This is a genomic window from Streptomyces sp. NPDC007157 (genome assembly GCF_040634235.1).
Taxonomy (GTDB): Bacteria; Actinomycetota; Actinomycetes; order Streptomycetales; family Streptomycetaceae; genus Streptomyces.
In genome coordinates this window covers 1-14,744 of sequence record NZ_JBEYFE010000056.1, presented here as the reverse complement: position 1 = coordinate 14,744, position 14,744 = coordinate 1, and the positions used below count along the sequence as shown (strand labels likewise).

Annotated in this window: 15 protein-coding genes and 1 pseudogene; 8 read left to right on the top strand and 8 right to left on the bottom strand. The window is 68.0% G+C overall.

Annotated features, from left to right (window positions below):
- A partial coding sequence (locus ABZ642_RS45825) for a hypothetical protein (protein ID WP_360497503.1) occupies positions 1-224 on the top strand: 224 nt, incomplete at its 5' end.
- A gap of 173 nt (positions 225-397) precedes the next feature.
- On the opposite strand, the gene ABZ642_RS45820 is transcribed toward ABZ642_RS45825, so the two are convergent.
- Entirely contained in the window at positions 398-1,027 is a 630-nt protein-coding gene (locus ABZ642_RS45820; RefSeq protein WP_360497500.1) for a type III effector protein, read from the bottom strand.
- 127 nt (positions 1,028-1,154) lie between these two features.
- On the opposite strand from ABZ642_RS45820, the gene ABZ642_RS45815 reads away from it, so the two are divergent.
- The 3 genes from ABZ642_RS45815 (at position 1,155) to ABZ642_RS45805 (ending at position 2,580) form a co-directional block, all read left to right on the top strand.
- A complete protein-coding gene (locus tag ABZ642_RS45815; protein ID WP_360497497.1) occupies positions 1,155-1,586 on the top strand; it encodes an Hsp20/alpha crystallin family protein in 432 nt (143 codons plus the stop codon).
- Positions 1,587-1,687: 101 nt separating this feature from the next.
- The gene (locus ABZ642_RS45810; protein WP_360497495.1) at positions 1,688-2,083 is read left to right on the top strand and encodes a DUF2267 domain-containing protein; all 396 of its coding nucleotides are present in this window, start codon (positions 1,688-1,690) and stop codon (positions 2,081-2,083) included.
- A gap of 53 nt (positions 2,084-2,136) precedes the next feature.
- Entirely contained in the window at positions 2,137-2,580 is a 444-nt protein-coding gene (locus ABZ642_RS45805; protein WP_360497492.1) for a DUF2267 domain-containing protein, read from the top strand.
- A gap of 360 nt (positions 2,581-2,940) precedes the next feature.
- Here ABZ642_RS45805 and ABZ642_RS45800 read toward each other — a convergent pair whose 3' ends face one another.
- Positions 2,941-3,111 carry a hydrophobic protein gene (locus ABZ642_RS45800; protein WP_360497489.1) on the bottom strand — a complete coding sequence of 57 codons (171 nt, stop codon included), beginning with the start codon at positions 3,109-3,111 and terminating at the stop codon, positions 2,941-2,943.
- A 138-nt stretch (positions 3,112-3,249) separates the two neighbouring features.
- Here ABZ642_RS45800 and ABZ642_RS45795 point away from each other — a divergent pair, with 138 nt between their 5' ends.
- Positions 3,250-3,423: a CsbD family protein gene (locus ABZ642_RS45795; protein ID WP_360497486.1), complete on the top strand. Its 174-nt coding sequence runs from the start codon at positions 3,250-3,252 to the stop codon at positions 3,421-3,423.
- Positions 3,424-3,751: 328 nt separating this feature from the next.
- On the opposite strand, the gene ABZ642_RS45790 is transcribed toward ABZ642_RS45795, so the two are convergent.
- On the bottom strand, positions 3,752-6,250 hold the full coding sequence (locus tag ABZ642_RS45790) for a Helicase associated domain protein (protein WP_360497521.1): 2,499 nt from the start codon (positions 6,248-6,250) through the stop codon (positions 3,752-3,754).
- A gap of 1,534 nt (positions 6,251-7,784) precedes the next feature.
- Here ABZ642_RS45790 and ABZ642_RS45785 point away from each other — a divergent pair.
- Positions 7,785-8,834, top strand: a complete 1,050-nt coding sequence (locus ABZ642_RS45785) for a hypothetical protein (RefSeq protein ID WP_360497483.1) — start codon at positions 7,785-7,787, stop codon at positions 8,832-8,834.
- Between the two features lie 57 nt (positions 8,835-8,891).
- Here ABZ642_RS45785 and ABZ642_RS45780 read toward each other — a convergent pair whose 3' ends face one another.
- Both ABZ642_RS45780 and ABZ642_RS45775 read right to left on the bottom strand, forming a co-directional pair.
- Positions 8,892-9,998 (bottom strand): hypothetical protein, encoded by a 1,107-nt coding sequence (locus ABZ642_RS45780; RefSeq protein WP_360497480.1) that lies wholly within the window; start codon positions 9,996-9,998, stop codon positions 8,892-8,894.
- A gap of 188 nt (positions 9,999-10,186) precedes the next feature.
- Positions 10,187-10,387, bottom strand: coding sequence for a hypothetical protein (locus tag ABZ642_RS45775; RefSeq protein WP_360497477.1), 201 nt, complete (start codon positions 10,385-10,387; stop codon positions 10,187-10,189).
- Positions 10,388-10,732: 345 nt separating this feature from the next.
- On the opposite strand from ABZ642_RS45775, the gene ABZ642_RS45770 reads away from it, so the two are divergent.
- Positions 10,733-11,260, top strand: a complete 528-nt coding sequence (locus tag ABZ642_RS45770) for a hypothetical protein (RefSeq protein ID WP_360497474.1) — start codon at positions 10,733-10,735, stop codon at positions 11,258-11,260.
- A 479-nt stretch (positions 11,261-11,739) separates the two neighbouring features.
- On the opposite strand, the pseudogene ABZ642_RS45765 reads toward ABZ642_RS45770, so the two are convergent.
- The 3 genes and pseudogenes from ABZ642_RS45765 to ABZ642_RS45755 form a co-directional block, all read right to left on the bottom strand.
- A pseudogene (locus tag ABZ642_RS45765) lies at positions 11,740-11,925 on the bottom strand (SPOR domain-containing protein); the annotation flags it as partial.
- A gap of 9 nt (positions 11,926-11,934) precedes the next feature.
- Positions 11,935-12,276, bottom strand: coding sequence for a helix-turn-helix transcriptional regulator (locus ABZ642_RS45760; RefSeq protein ID WP_360497471.1), 342 nt, complete (start codon positions 12,274-12,276; stop codon positions 11,935-11,937).
- A gap of 327 nt (positions 12,277-12,603) precedes the next feature.
- Positions 12,604-13,137, bottom strand: a complete 534-nt coding sequence (locus tag ABZ642_RS45755; protein ID WP_360497469.1) for a hypothetical protein — start codon at positions 13,135-13,137, stop codon at positions 12,604-12,606.
- 844 nt (positions 13,138-13,981) lie between these two features.
- On the opposite strand from ABZ642_RS45755, the gene ABZ642_RS45750 reads away from it, so the two are divergent.
- Positions 13,982-14,329 carry a hypothetical protein gene (locus ABZ642_RS45750; protein WP_360497466.1) on the top strand — a complete coding sequence of 116 codons (348 nt, stop codon included), beginning with the start codon at positions 13,982-13,984 and terminating at the stop codon, positions 14,327-14,329.
- The last annotated feature ends 415 nt before the right edge of the window (positions 14,330-14,744 follow it).

Below are 14,744 nucleotides of genomic sequence, written 5' to 3'. Positions count from 1 at the left end.
GCGGGCATGAGCTTGTCCCACCCGGCCCGCTGTCCAGCGGACCACACGCCCAAGTCCTCCCCCTGGACGATGAGTTCACCCGGTCCGGCAGGGAGCGCGCCGCCCGCGTTCGTGTGGGCGAGGGTGAGCCGATAGGCACGCTGCCACGCGAGTTCTCCCTGACGCGGTACCACAGCGCCGCTGCCCGCTTCCGTGAACTCTGCAAGCAGGCAGCGGCGTTCTGAGTCATTCGGGTCGCTCGTAGAGGACTGGACACGCATAGGACCGGCACCCAGTCCGCGCGAACGCGGGTGGCAGGGGCGCCGGCCACCAAAGCCACCCTGAGGGGAGATCACCCTCAGTCTTTCTGCCGGGGCGGGGCGGGGCGGGGCGGGGTGGGGCGGGGCACCGGGCGGGGTCAGGGGGGAGTGAGGGTGTCGAGTCGGGCGGCGAGGTCGGGGTGGGCGGCGGCCAGGTGGGGGCGGGTGGCGGTCAGGGGGACGAGGAGGTCGGCGGGGTCGTTGTGGGCGAGGGCGGCGTCGAGCTCATGGAGCGGGCGGCGGGCGGCGGGGGGAAGGTCGGTGAGGGCGGTGATCTGGCCGGCGAGGCGGCGCAGGTCGGCCGCGTTGCGGCGGGCCCAGGTGGCGGTGTTGCGGTCGGCGGCCCGGGCCTGACGGGTGGCCGTCACGCGCTGTTCGCCGGTGGTCCCGGCCGGGCCGGGGCGGCCACGCAGGTAGCGGCGCTCGGCGGCCTGGCGGCTGGCAACACCCAGGGGAGAGGCGAGGTCGGCCCAGCTGGCGCCTGCGTCCCGGGCCGTTTCGATCAGGCCGGTCTCCCATCCGGCGAGCCGCTCACGTACCTGCCGCAGCAGCATCAGCGAGGCGAGGGCCTGTGCCGGGGCCGGCCCGGCGCCGAGGGTGTCGGGAATCTCGTGCTGGGCGTCGCGCAGGGCGCCGTCTATGGCTTTCAGAGCCGCCGCGGCGGCGAGGAACGACGCCGGGCTGTGGGTGTCGGCGTCGGTGGAGACCGGCTGGTCGGGTGCGGTCACGGCCACCTCCCTCGGGTGGTCATCATGTCGACGACATCATGTTTGTCATCCATTGGATGACATGTTACAACGGTGTCAGTGAAGCGCATTGGCAGCAACTGCCTGAACTGCTGGAGGTGTTTTCACGATGTTGATGCGCACTGACCCCTTCCGTGAGCTGGACCGGCTGGCGCAGCAGCTGATGGGCCCGGGTACCTGGTCGAAGCCGTCGGCGATGCCGATGGACGCCTACCGTGAGGCCGACGAGTACGTGGTGGCCTTCGACCTTCCCGGCGTCAGCGCGGACGCGATCGACATCGACGTCGAGCGGAACATGCTCACCGTCAAGGCGGAGCGCCGGCCGGCGGCGAAGACCGACGACGTGCAGATGGAGCTGTCCGAGCGCCCGCTGGGTGTCTTTTCCCGCCAGCTCGTGCTCGCCGACACCCTCGACACCGAGCACATCAAGGCCGACTACGACGCGGGCGTGCTGACCCTGCGCATCCCGATCGCCGAGCGTGCCAAGCCCCGCAAGATGTCCATCGGCGTCGGGACCGGCCACAAGGAGCTCTCCGGCTGACACCGGCCGGACAGGCGCGGAGGATGGGCACCTGATCTCCCCCTCACCCCGTCCTCCGCACCCCGTGGGCAGGCCGTAGAACAAGAAGGGGTGGCGGCGAGATGACTCTGCGACGCGAAGCGTTCCTCGACCACGTGAAGGAGCGCGGCGAGTACGCCACTGCGGAGGAAACCGAACGCGCGGCCCGTGTGGTGCTCGCCCTGCTCGGCGCGCATCTGGTCGGCGAGGTTCGCGCCCAGCTCGCGGCACGTCTCCCGGAGGAATTCGCCCTGATCCTGCTCAACCCCCTGCAGAGCGCCGAACCGCTGCCCCCGGAGCGGTTCGTACGGGCGACCGCGGCCTGGATCGATGGCGCCACCGAACAGACCGCGACCTGGGACGTCAGCGCCGTGCTGTCCACGGTCGCCGACACGGCCGGCGAGGACCTGTTGGGGCAGATCCTGCTCCAGCTCCCCGCCGGCTACAACCTCCTCTTCGGCCGCCCCCAGCCCACCTGACCCCTACCTCGGTGCCACACACCCGCACCCCTCTACGAAAGGCATGCACTGCAGTGATCACCGACGTGCGCGTACCGGCTGAGCACCAGCAGCCATACTCGACGGCGTATGAGCAGATGCTGGAAAAGGTCCGCTACGAAGGCGCCTACCCCACCCTGGGAAAGGCCGACGAAGCCGTCCGCCTGGCTCTCGCGGGGCTGGGACGCCAGCTGACCGGCGACGAGCGCGTCGACCTGGCCGGCTGTCTGCCCCTGGAAGCGGCACGCGTGCTGACCCTGCAGATCCCCGACCCCCACCCCCTCACCGGCTGGGCCTTCGTCAAGGACCTCGCCGCCCGCACCGGTGCATCCCTGGCCACCACCCGGTGGGACACCGGATCCGTCTTCTCCGTCGTCTCCGCGCACGCCGGCCCCGATCTGATCACCCGTATCCTCGACCAACTGCCGGCCGGCTACGCCCTCCTGTTCGGCCGCGCCGAACTCACCCAAGCTGCTTAGACATGCCTGCTCGGGGCCGGCGCGGCGACCGCTACGTTGCGCCCCAGGATGCTGTTGGAGATCGCGGACGGCGAGTTCGGTCACTGGAAGGCTGCACGCCGACTGTGGAGGCGAGGGGATCGCTGCCCGCTCTCGGGCGGCGCGTGGGTGAAGTCGGGGGCGGGGTTCAGGCCGGAGGTTGCGCGGGTTCCACGCGCGAGCCCGCCCCGCCCTCGACGGTGGCCGCCTACCCCCGCAACCCATTTGCACTCCCACGGGCACCTTGTCCACTGTCACCCGAGACAGTGTCGGCTCCCAAAACGTCGGGGCCCCGCCAACATGTGGCGGGACCCCGACGGCTGGGATCGTGGATGGGTCAGGTCACCATCGGTACCAGCGTCCGCGGCCACCGCTGGCGTTGGTGGAACGCGCGACGAAGCCGAGCAGCCACAGCACCAGAACCACGACGGCGACCCACCACAGGACCTTGACGGCGAAGCCGGCACCGAAAAGGATCAGCGCGAGAAGAAGAACAAGCAGCAGGGGAACCATAGTTATCTACCTCCTGCGCCACCGATTGCCCCCCACTGGTGAACTCATTCCTCGAAATCGCCTTGTTTGTGAAGGTGAGCGAGGGGCACCTGGATTCTGCCGCGAGAGCGGCGAAAGAACTACGAGGAGGCGCGATCCGTGACTGCTGGCGAGAAGGCCAAGGCGAAGACCGAGCAGGCCAAGGGCAAGGCCAAGGAGACCCTCGGAAACGCCGTCGGCAACGAGCGCATGGCTGCCGAGGGCCAGGTGGAGAAAAGCACGGGGGATGCCCGTGAGGCCAAGGAAAAGGCCAAGGACGCGTTCAAGCGCTGACAGCTCACACCGTCCTGTGAGATCGAGAGGGGCTGTTCCGGACCAGATCCGGAACAGCCCCTCTCCTGCTGTCGAGATGGCTCGCAGCGCGCCAAGCGGTGGTGGTTTCCCGCCGTCAGCGGGTGCCGCGTGTGGTGCGTCTCCTGGGACTTGTCCTCCTGCGCGCATCAGGAGGACAAGTCCATCTGGCTTCCTTCTCCCGGGACAGCCCGGATGCGGCCGCGTCCATGATTTTGCCCGGCTTCCTGAGGCCGCTGGTGGAAGAGTGAGGTTCTGGAATGGGCCGCCCTACGCCCCTCCGCCGTGGCGGGTCATCCCGTGCTGCGTTCTAGGACCAGCGCATCCCCAGCTGATCGAGTTCGGCGCGCCGCTGCGGGCTGAGCTTCGCGGCCCGGCGGCGGGTGTTGTCCAGGAACGCCCCCAGTTTGTGTTCGATGCCGTCCACGATCTCCACCGCCTTCCGGGGCACGGCCAGGTGCCCTTCCCGGGCGTGGTACTGGCGGGCGGCGGTGAGGTTCGCCTCCCACCGCGCGTCCCGCGACCGGGGCACCCTCGCAACCAGTTCGCCCTCTGCCGGGGGCTGGATCCCGACCGACTCCAGCAGCCACTGCTGCGCGGGCATGAGCTTGTCCCACCCGGCCCGCTGTCCAGCGGACCACACGCCCAAGTCCTCCCCCTGGACGATGAGTTCACCCGGTCCGGCAGGGAGCATGCCGCCTGCCTTCACGTGCGCGAGGGTGAGCCGATAGCAGCGTTGCCATCCGATCTCCCATGAGGTCGGGCACCACCCCGGGTCAAGGTCGGCCAGAGCCTCCACGCGGGCCTCTGGGAGCTCTCCGGCGTAGGAGACACCCGTTTCCCCGGCCGCGCGCCGTTCGGCGTTTTCAGCCGCCCTCCTGGCCCCTGCGCGAGCGTTCTTGAGCCACACACCGATGGGGAAGTCGTCCCAAACGGCTGTGGTGGGCGGGAGCAGGTGCGAGTGCGCTTCGGCGTAGGCGCGGGCGACGGCGAGGCCGGCCTCCCACGCGGACGCCTGCACCGACCACACCATCCCGAGCGTCTCCAGCTGCTCCACGCGTGAGGCCTCCAGGGCCCCGGCCGCGTAGTACTTCCGCTGATCTGCCACCCACACCCCCAGCGGATGATCGCCGGAAGCGCCCCAGGCTTCCGGCGACACGAACGTGTAGGGCACCCGCAGTTCGGTGCTGCCGGTCTCGCGCAGCCACCTTGTGGCCACCTCGATGCCGCGCCGCCAGTACGCCGCCTCCGGATCGATCACCCGCAGCCTGACGAACTGTGCGAGGGCGGCGGGGTCGCGTTCCTCGCTGAACTTGAGCACCCCGGCCGCCGCCGCACCGACCCGCGCGACGTCCTCCAGGTCGTCGTCCTGATCCTCGCCGTCGTCGTCCTGGCCGAGGTCGTCGTCCGCGTCCGGTGCCGGGCGGGCGTTGCGCACGCGGGGGTCGGCGAGCGCTTCGATGGTGTCCGTGTCGTGTGCCTGCAGGGCTCCGAGGATTTTCGCGAGGGTGCCGTAGGCGTCGGAGGTCAGCAGCTCGTTGGCGTCCTCGTCCTCTCCGAGGAACACGGGGACGATCAGCGTGGCGAGCTTCCCGACCCCGGGCCGCATCCGCAGCGCGCGCCCGACCATCTGCACGATGTCCACCATCGAGCCGCGAGCGTCCGCGAAGAGCACAGCGTCACATTCGGCGGTGTCGACACCTTCCCCTAGAACCCGAACTGAAGAAAGAACCCGCAGCTCAGCGCGCACGTCCGTGCTGTCCAGCCCTGCCCCTCCGAGATAGTCGGAGGCGAACTCTTCCAGCACGCTCCGGCGGTGCGCGGGAGCGTGCTCGCCGTATAGCCACGCCGACCACACCTGCTCCGCCGGCGGGAACGTCTCGGGGTCGTCCTCGGCGAGCCGGCCCGCCGTCACCGGCACGGCGGCCGCCATGGCTTCCGCCTCACCGACCCTGCTGTGGAAGGACAGCACCCGCCGGAACCGCTCCTCAACAGCCGCCCGCATGAGGCCCGTCTGGACGGCTGCCAGCCGCGCCCCGCGCACGGCGTCGGAGCCGGTCGCCTCGGTGGTGAGCGCGGCGTACAGCTGGGGGTCGCGGATGTCCAGGCACAGCACCTGGTACGGCGCCACCAAGCCGAGCCGGATCGCCTCCGACAGCTTCAGCTTGTACGCGACCGGGCCGAACAGGGGCGAGTCCTCGTCCATGGAGGCGACCAGCCGCGGGCGGTCTCCGTTGGCTTCCCATACGCGTGCCGTGGCGGTCATGTAGAGCCGCCGTACGGCAGGGACTTGGGTCTGGTCGTGTACGGCCGCCCACGGCTTCAGCCCGTCGCCGCTGACCCGGTGCGCCTCATCCACCACCATCAGGTCCCACACCGGCAGGCCGGCAGCGTGCGCGCGCTGGAGTGTTCCCATGCCGACCGACGCGTAGGTCGCGAACACGGTGACGGTCTCGGGGCCGGCGGTCCAGGCGATCAGTTCGTCCGGGTCCGTCGTGCAGGGCACGCCCTGGCTGTCCGCGCCCCGCAGGGAGCAGACGCCGATCATCGCGCCGCGCCGGCCGCCCGCCCGCCACGCGGCGGCCATCTGCAAGAGCAGGTCCAGGGTCGGCACCAGGACCAGGACCCGGCGTGCTGAGAGACGGTTGGCGGCTTCCACCCCGATCAGGGTCTTCCCGGACCCGGTCGCGGCGATGACCTGGGTCCGCAGCCCTTCGGGCGGGATGCCCTGGCCGGGCTGTTCGGAGAGGTGACGTAGGACCGCGTCGACGGCTTCGACTTGATGCGGGCGGAGCGTAACGGCCACGATGGTGGTCCTCCTGGTCTGTGAGCTCTGGTGACTGGGTGGGCGGGCGGCCGTTTGCCGGGAAGTGGACGGCCGCCCTGCTGTCTGCCGGGGCGGGTGCGGCGGAGCTCTAGGTGTCCGTGGACGTCGTGAAGCGCCCGCCCTCACTCCTGCGGGCCCCGCGCCGCCCTGATCCGGGGCGGGCCTCGTGCGCTGCGCGGACCTGCGCCGACGGATACAACGACTGGCCGCTCCGGCCGGGCTCCCGTCCCACAGCGGCGATGCCCCACCGCGACAGCTGCCTGCGGGCCGAACCGGTCGCCGACTCCCCCGAAAACCCGAGGTAGGCGGCCACCATGGAGACAGTCCACAACTCCTCTGGGGGCGTGGGGGAGGGCGGAGGGTCTGGGGTCATCAGGCCGTGCCTTTCGGGGAGTCGGCGGGCTCTCGCACAACACCCCCATAGTGCCTCATTGCGAGGCGTTATGGGGGTGATTTCAGAAGACCCGCACAGGGCCCGTGAGTGCCCTGACCGCCATGTTGGTCCCGCCTGCTCCACCACCCCCGATCGATCGCTGCCTGCACCGCGCCCGGCCTCGGCCGCCGCACCCGGGTCCGCCGGCTGCTGTGCGGTCTGACCGGTGCGTGAAGGCCGGTGCCGGACGCGGCGACCGTGACCACCGCGGTGGCGGGCACGGAGTCGGCGGCGACCGTCGCGCCTACGGTGAGCTGGGTGTCGGCCGTCGGAAACCCCCGTCGGGTTGGCCAGCACCGGTGGCGTATGTGCTGGTGGGTCCTGGCGGTCCTATTCGGGCCGGTCGGCCCCACCGAGCGCGGTGGGCGGCTTGCTACTGCGAGTCGCGGTGGAGGGCGCGGATCCTGTCGGCCAGGTCAGGGAGATCAGACAAATCGATGTTGCGCTGATTGGCTGCGTACCTCACAAGGCCGAGGAGGCGGTGTAGGAGGTCGGCCTCCTGCTTCTGCCAGTGCCAGTCTGGGCCGTCCAGGTCACCGTCGTCGGTGGATTGCTGAGGGGCGTTGCGGAAGCGCTCGTACTCGGCCACACAGTCCCGCAGGGCTGTCGGCCACACGAGCAGTACCGGCTCGGGGCTGTCCTTGGCTTCGGAGCCGCGGACCGCCAGAATGACCCGGGCCTCCTGCGACCGGTCGGCGCGCTCTTGGAGGTCATCAATGGCAGCCAGCTGGGCTGCTATGCGGCGGATCCGCCTTCGAGCCAGCCTACGCCCTGTTCAGCGGTGCTCCGCACGATGACGCGGGCACCACGGAGAACTTCACCTGGACCCGTGCCGACGCCGTCGCGGCCGTCACCGCCGCCGCAGGCCTGCTCGCCCGGCTGGAAGACCTGCCGTAGCACTACCGGTTTCGAGCTGTGTGACGCGCTGCTGTGCACCACGGCCCCGGTCCGCCCTGTGTCCGTCGGCGGGCCTGCGCTTAGGTCTCGACCGCATGAGGCCCCACCAGCGACAGTGGTTAACGCGATCCACTGCCAATCAGCGGTCGGGCTATCTACGGGAGGAACGATGGGAGTGGCGGGCCAGTGAGCGTCGATGCGCAGTACCAGGAGTGGCTTGAGGCCTATGTGGTGCGTGCGCGCCGGGTAGAAGAGCACTCGCTTGCGGCGAACTGGGATGCGCTCGTGGCCCTGACTGACATACAGATGAGTGTTGTCCAGCTCGACGACGGCAGGACACGGATCCGGCAGGAATTCCCGGCCGAGGAAGTGGTGGAGTCCGCTGCTGCTCGACTCAGGCCGATTCTGCTGGAGGGTGATGCGTGCTTCTACCGGAAGGCGTTGAAAGCAGTTGGCTACTTCTGCCGGGCGTTGCCGCAGGATACGGAGTGGGTGCGGGCCACACGTGCCGAGTGGCGGAAACGCGTGGATCCAGCCACAGCAGAGGAAGCAGGATATTGGGTCGTGATCAACAACACGACCACCGGCGAGAACCACGGCCTTGACCGTCACAAGCTGGCCATGGCTTGGATCTACGGGGACGTGGTACATCACGACACCGAACGACGCCAGGAAGGCGACGTGTTCGGGTTGCTCGAGCGGTTCCGTGGCGCCGTGCCACTCGTCGCGTGGGCCATGGTCGGAACGATCGAGCTTCTGAACTACATTCGTGCACTGCAAGAGGACGGCATCCTGCAGCTACGGCAGGAGGTTTTCGAGGAGCGGGTCGCGCTGAAGTCGACGACGTTGGAATACACCGGCGAGGTGTTCTTCGCTCCTGCCGGAACGGAACCTCCGGCCAACGCGAGTACCTCGCCGCCCAAAGAGTGGGTCCGACTGAGGAAGGAAGGCGACCTCGCGCCCTTCCGGAACGAGTTCGGGGGACAACTGATGCGCGTCGTTCGTTCGCCTCACATGTCTGCGCTGCCCTCACCTGAAGACGAAGCAGCCCGTACGCCCGCCGGCGGATGGAAGCGTGACCAGCTTGCCGCCTGGGGCGTCCCGTCGCCCCCGCCCAAGGGATGGAAGGACGAGCTGACCGAGCGCTGGAAGGCTGCACGCCAGGACAGCGCACCGCCGCCCCTGCCCCGTGCGGCCCCGGCCAACTACGACCAGGAGACGCCTGACGTCCGCTGACCCGACGACAGCGGGGCCAGACAGGATCGCCCTGCCCAGCCCCGCTGCTCGAGGCATTCAGTTGCCGAGTCGGCATCGATGGCCCTGCTCAGCGGTGTAGATGAAGCCACAGCGCTGGCACTCTTGCAGCCCATCGATCACGTCTGCGCAACGGAAGCAGAAATCGATAGGTGTTTCTGGAGCGGCAGCGGTCCGGGCCCCTCGCACCAGGCTGCTCATCTTGCAGACGGGACACCGGTCCGGGGCGTCACCGTCGTATGAGTCATCAGGAGCGGCGCGGTCGAGAACGTGGACGGCGTAGCCCAGCGCCAGGCCCAGAGCGCCATAGCCCTCAACGCAGAGGTGGCAGTACATGGGGGAGAGGCTGGCGTCCGTCTGACACCACTCGGGCACGCCTCTGATCATTGTCGGAGTGAGGGCGAACTCACGGCACTGCGGGCACTGGAGGGTACGCGCTCTGACGGGGCCCAGCACCGGAGCGAGGTCCTTCATGCGCTCTGCAACATAGCCCTGGATCGTACGGACACCTCCGCGGATCCGGTCCATGTCGATCTCCGCGTGGCGTCGTTCCTCCTCATTCGTGATGTGCTCCAAAATGTGCTCACCGACGAAACGGATGAGGAAGTTCAGTACTTGGGCAGTGGTGCTCTCCACCTTGCCAGCTTTGGCGTCCTCACCGACCAAGCCATAGTGCTGCAGCGCGTTGCGGCGTTTCGCCAAGCCGGAGAGGGCCTCCTTTTCACTCTGGCTGAACTTGATACCCGCCATGTTAGTCAGCCGCTTACGCGTCTCTTCCGGAGAGCAACTGATCAGTGTCCCGTTCGCGAGCGCCTCTCTCGTAGCATCCCCGGGATTGGCGAACACCAGAGACCAATGCACCATCTGCAGACGCGCCTTCAGAAGCACTTCGGCGCCCGCAGCCAGGTGCAGCACGGCGTACTTCATGGCCCTTGCACTGGGCTCGCTTCCACCCTCTAGGTGCTCTGCCACGCTGACCAAGTAATCCAGACCATTCATGACGGGTGGAAAGTGCACGTCACCTGCGAGCTCCGCCTGGCGCACCTGATAGTAGGACCCGTTATGTTCGACCAAGCGCTGATCCACTGACTGCGGTATCTCCTCGATTTCATGACCCGACGCATCATCGAGAAATTGCTCGTGCATGGGGGATCCTTCAGGGCGAGTGAATCTTGGCGGAGGATCTTCTCACGCACACGGTCCCGCCGTGTGCCTCCTGGAGGGTTGCCAGAGCTGTCGCCTCACCAGGGCGGCTGGTGTTGCTCGCGCGCGACGCCGGGCGGGACAAGCCGCCCGGCTGCCGTCAGACACGCTCCGTTTCCCTCTGTCCGCGGTCAGCGTGACTGGATCCAGAGGCCGCCGTACGCGACGACGGCGCCGCCGACCGCGGTTGCGGCCCCTCGGATCAGATGCAGGCCGGCCTCGTTGCGGAGCCGCCGGGCGCGCTTGGTCCACCGGGTCCTCGACGATCCGCCATCCGGCGTCGGGAGGGGTTCCGGGTCTGGGCTGTTGCCCGTACGCTCGGGCTTGGACATGAGCTTCTCCTTCGTCGGGGGTGTTCGGTCTTCTGCAGACGGCTCCCTGCCCACCAGGGGGCCGTCGCCGTTTCCGGCGACAGCCGTGCCGTTGTCCACCGATTGAGATTTTTGACGTCTCGCGGGGTGGACGAGCACCAACAAAATCACCTCGAAACCCGCTCTGACCAGCGGAAACAGTGAATTGTCGAAAGAAGTCCACCGGTGTCAACGAGACGCCAATGCGGTTCTACACGGGTCTTCGTGACCTCAACACGGCCAATCCCGGGCTCACCTGGGGTGTCATGCCGAGCATTCGTGAGGAATCGTGTGTCGAACTGAGTAGTAGCGTGCCAGAGTTGGCGGATGCCTCAGATGCTGCGGATGCCCAGCAAAGCCGACCTGCCTGATGGAACCAGGCGCGACTTTGTGGCCGAACTGTTCATCCACTTCAAGGAAGCAGGGCGTCCTACACCCGCCCGCATCGCAGCGACGACCAGCTCTATGCAGGATCCGCTTCCTGTAAGTCGGGAAACCATCCGCCGGCTCCTCAAGGGTCAGACGATCAGCACGTGGGAGAGAGTCGACGCGGTCCTGCGCGCCCTGTGCCACATCGGTGGCCAGGACCCTGACCGCAGACGCTGGCCTGAATCGGACAACTGGAACGACGACGATGCGACCACCTGCAGGGAGCGCCTGCGCCATTTGTTGAACGACGACATTGATGGCGTCGAACCGGAGAACGCCCCGGCTTCTGTCTCGCCGGCGCGATCCAACTCGGGGTGGGGCGGTACTCGTACGCCACCCCCGCAGGACGATCCATGGGCCACCACGCCCAAGCTGGCGCCGACTACTCCAACCGCGGGTGGCTACTCCGACGAACCGCCCTTCTAGGTACGTGCGCGTGCGGCCCGCCAACTGCCCGTGATCAGCCATGTCGTCCTGATGGGGAAGCAGCTCTGCGACGGCTCCTGCTACCTGGCGCATCATTGGACACGCTGCCGTCGCGCCGCAAGGCGAAGAGTCCAGGCGAAGTACAGTCCGCTGCGCACTGTGACTCGCATCAGCCAGGCCACCCGGGTACGCATAGGCTGTTTGCCGAGGTCGACCCACTCCGCCATCCACTCTTCGGACCAGCGCTCGCGGGCGTCTGCAGGCAGGAGGCGGGAGAGTGCTTCGAACAGAGGCCGTGCCCGTCGTAGGCGCCGGTCAGCGCAGTCCTCCATGTCGCTCGCGGGTTCATCCCTTACCGCGTCAGCGGATTCCTCGGGCGGGGGCGGTATCTGCCCGAGCCCGCGTCGGATGCCTGAGGAGTGACCTTGCACGATGTCCCGCCCAGAGTCACCGCTGTCGTTACTGGGAGTTGCACGGCCTTGTCCAAGCCTTTCCACCCAATAGAGCTGCCGATGACCGCGCTCATCGAGACCGTCGCTGACCCTTTGGGCTTCGTCGCGGGTGGCATACCTGCCGACCCGGTACCGGTTGCCGTTGTCGTCCTGGCGGATCACTAACCAGGGGAGCGTGAGCGGTTCGCTGACCTCGTTGTCGGCGCCGTGCATAACGCAGCCTCAACTCCCCAGACCATCAGCAGGGCGAAGGCGCGCAGAGGTGGCGCCTCCCTGGTAGGCGGCGGCGAGAGCGACGCGGGCGGACTCGGCACCGCTTGGGGTGAATCGGTAGTAGCGGCGGCGGGGCCGGGGCGGGTCGGTCTTCTCGATCTTGCTCTGGTCTTCCCAGAAAGACTCAAGCCAGCCTGTGTTCTCGAGGCGGGCGAGGATCGGGTGGATGGTGCCGGTGGGAAGGCCTGCTGCTTGGGAGAGTTCCAGGCCGTAACGGGCCTCGGCAGGGCTCTCCAGCAGGGTCCGCAGCACCAGTTGCGTCTGGAGCGTCATGCGCGGCGTCTTTGCCATGCCAGAACTCTAGTATGGGGGCCACCCGCACAACAGCAGAATGCGGCATCTGCCTGAGTCAGATGCCGCGTCCCGAACTGTCGCCTTCTACACCCAGCGCATCCCGATCGCGGACAGCTGCTCCACCCGTTCCGGAGCCAACGTCGCGGGCCCGCGCCACCATGGACCGCTATGCGCACCGGGACGATGCCGACGGCGCGCATCCGGTGCGTGAGGACGACCAGCAGGCGCGTTACGCGGTCGCGGAATCAGGCACCGCACCGCCCGGAGGGGCATCGAGTCCTCAACCCGTCTGGGCCACCATCGCTAAGGTTGGAAAGGGCTCACTTACTTTTCAGAGTCCCCGCAGTTGTGTGCGTTCAGGATCTGAGGGGCCTTCTTCGTGTTCTCTCCGATGCTGTGCAGCCAGTCCGGCCCCCTGGAATCGCTGACGAGGCTAGTGGATGTCCGCTTCCAGCCTCTGCCGTTTGTGTCCGTGAATTTGATTTCCCTAATGCTCCATTCCCAGTCACGCAGAGTCGTCTTCCGATCTGCCTCCATGATGGTTTCGGGTAGCAGGATCTCGGCGCACGGGCGGACTTCGCTGAACTCGTACACGGTGTCGCGTGCCCCGGTCCCTTCGATAATCAATGTCACGTTTGTGACAGGGTCTAGCGACCGGTTGATGAAGTGGATCACCCGCGGTTGCTCGTTTTCCACCCAATACGCGACACGGAGAGCCTGCTCACGATCTTGCCGCTCGCCGTCCTCTTTCGACTGCTGCAACTGATCCTTGGCCGTCTCCTGGCTCCAGTAGGTGGCAACTGCCTGGAACCACAGCCCGGCAATCGCAGCGATAGCAGCGATCAACGCGCCGGCCACGGTGATGCCGTGCGCCCACGGGAGCCCTCCGAGGCGCTGCCGCAGGCTCGGAGGCTGCGGCACCGGAGGGTCGGGGTCTGGCTCCGTATCCGGCTCCGGGTGGGGCTCCTCGTCACGTACCGGAGCCCGGACTTGGTCAGGAGCCGGACGTAGACGTGCGAGTCGAAGCCGTCTACGGCGCTGCGGATTAGTTGTCATCTGCCCTCCACGGCTTGTTCGCAGGTATAGACGCTTCACCAACCACGATGGCTCCGGTGTCACTTGCCGATCTGTTGGCCGAAGGCGGATGTTCGCCCGACGCTGGCTGACCTCACTCGGGTGATCACCACCGACGCCAGCCGACGCTCGGATGTCCGTTCTGTCGCAGCCCGGGTCCCGCGCCTCTTCGAGCGGAGCGCGGGCCGGAGAGGCGCCGCCGGCCATGCCGCTACAGCGTCCGGACGGCGGAGGCCACGCGTCCCCGGCCGCCGCTGCCACTCATGTCAGGTGGCCTTCCTGGACCCCCGTTACCCCCGAGCACGGGGGCCCGGATCCGGTCCCCCCACCTGGTCAGGACCGGAACCCGAAGGCGATGCTGCCCAGCAGGTCGCGCGGGGACATTGCCCGCGCCCGCCCGGTGAGCCTGACAGGCGCGCAGCCCGTTCATCCTCCGCCACCACCAGTTCGACCTCCCACAGGGTGTGGGGGTCTGGCGGGGCGTCACGGCGCCGCAGGGCCGCCCTCCGGGCTGCCGGACCGCACGCCTCCGACGGGGCCCCCGGTCAGGGCCGCCTCCGGCGTCCCAGAGCCCCGCGCCACCGCGCGGTCTCGCGTGCCTCACCAGGACCCCACCCTGAAACAACCCATGCATGCTCTCACCTGCGCCACCTGCTCCACCGGCCCAGGAACCGAGTTCCGCGCCCTCCCCGACGGACTGTTCGCATGCCCGCCGGCCATCCCCTCGCCGGTCCACGACATCGATCTGGACGGCCCCGACGCCTGGGCCATCGACGCCTCGGGCATCCTCGGCTACGTCACCGACCCCCACCACGCCCTGGACGCGATTGGCGAAGTCCTCGCAGACCTCAGCGAGGCCCATGAACTACCCAACCCGGAATACGCGACAACGAGTTCCCTGCGGAACGTCATGAACGCATTCAGTGAATACACGGCGGCGTTTCTGGCTGGCGCAGCGCCGGTATCTGTCCGGTAACGGAAGAGGGGGGTGAGCCGCCATCCCCAAATACATCCAGGCCGAGAATTGACGCATTCTCCGGGCATGCACGTCGATCGGATCTTCCGGGGAATCCGTGCGCTGTGTGAGAGCGAGGCGGTGGTAGGGATTCAACCCAGAACCTAGCCAGGTCACAGTTTTGACGCACCGCCCAATATTGGCCCCCCATCAGTATTGGGGGGCATACCGCAGTTGGGCCACCCCTCTCTTGCTGCTGCCGCTTCTGGCTTGACTGCGGAGCAGGCGAGCCTCCTCTGACTGGCGCGGAGCGGCGGGCAGTTGGCGGGCGCGGAGCGCCTGCCTGCCTCCGGGCGGAGCCCGGGGGTGTCCGGTGCATAGCGCCGGAAAGCGTCGCGTAGCGACGCCGCGTCGTGTCTGCGGAGCAGACCGCGCG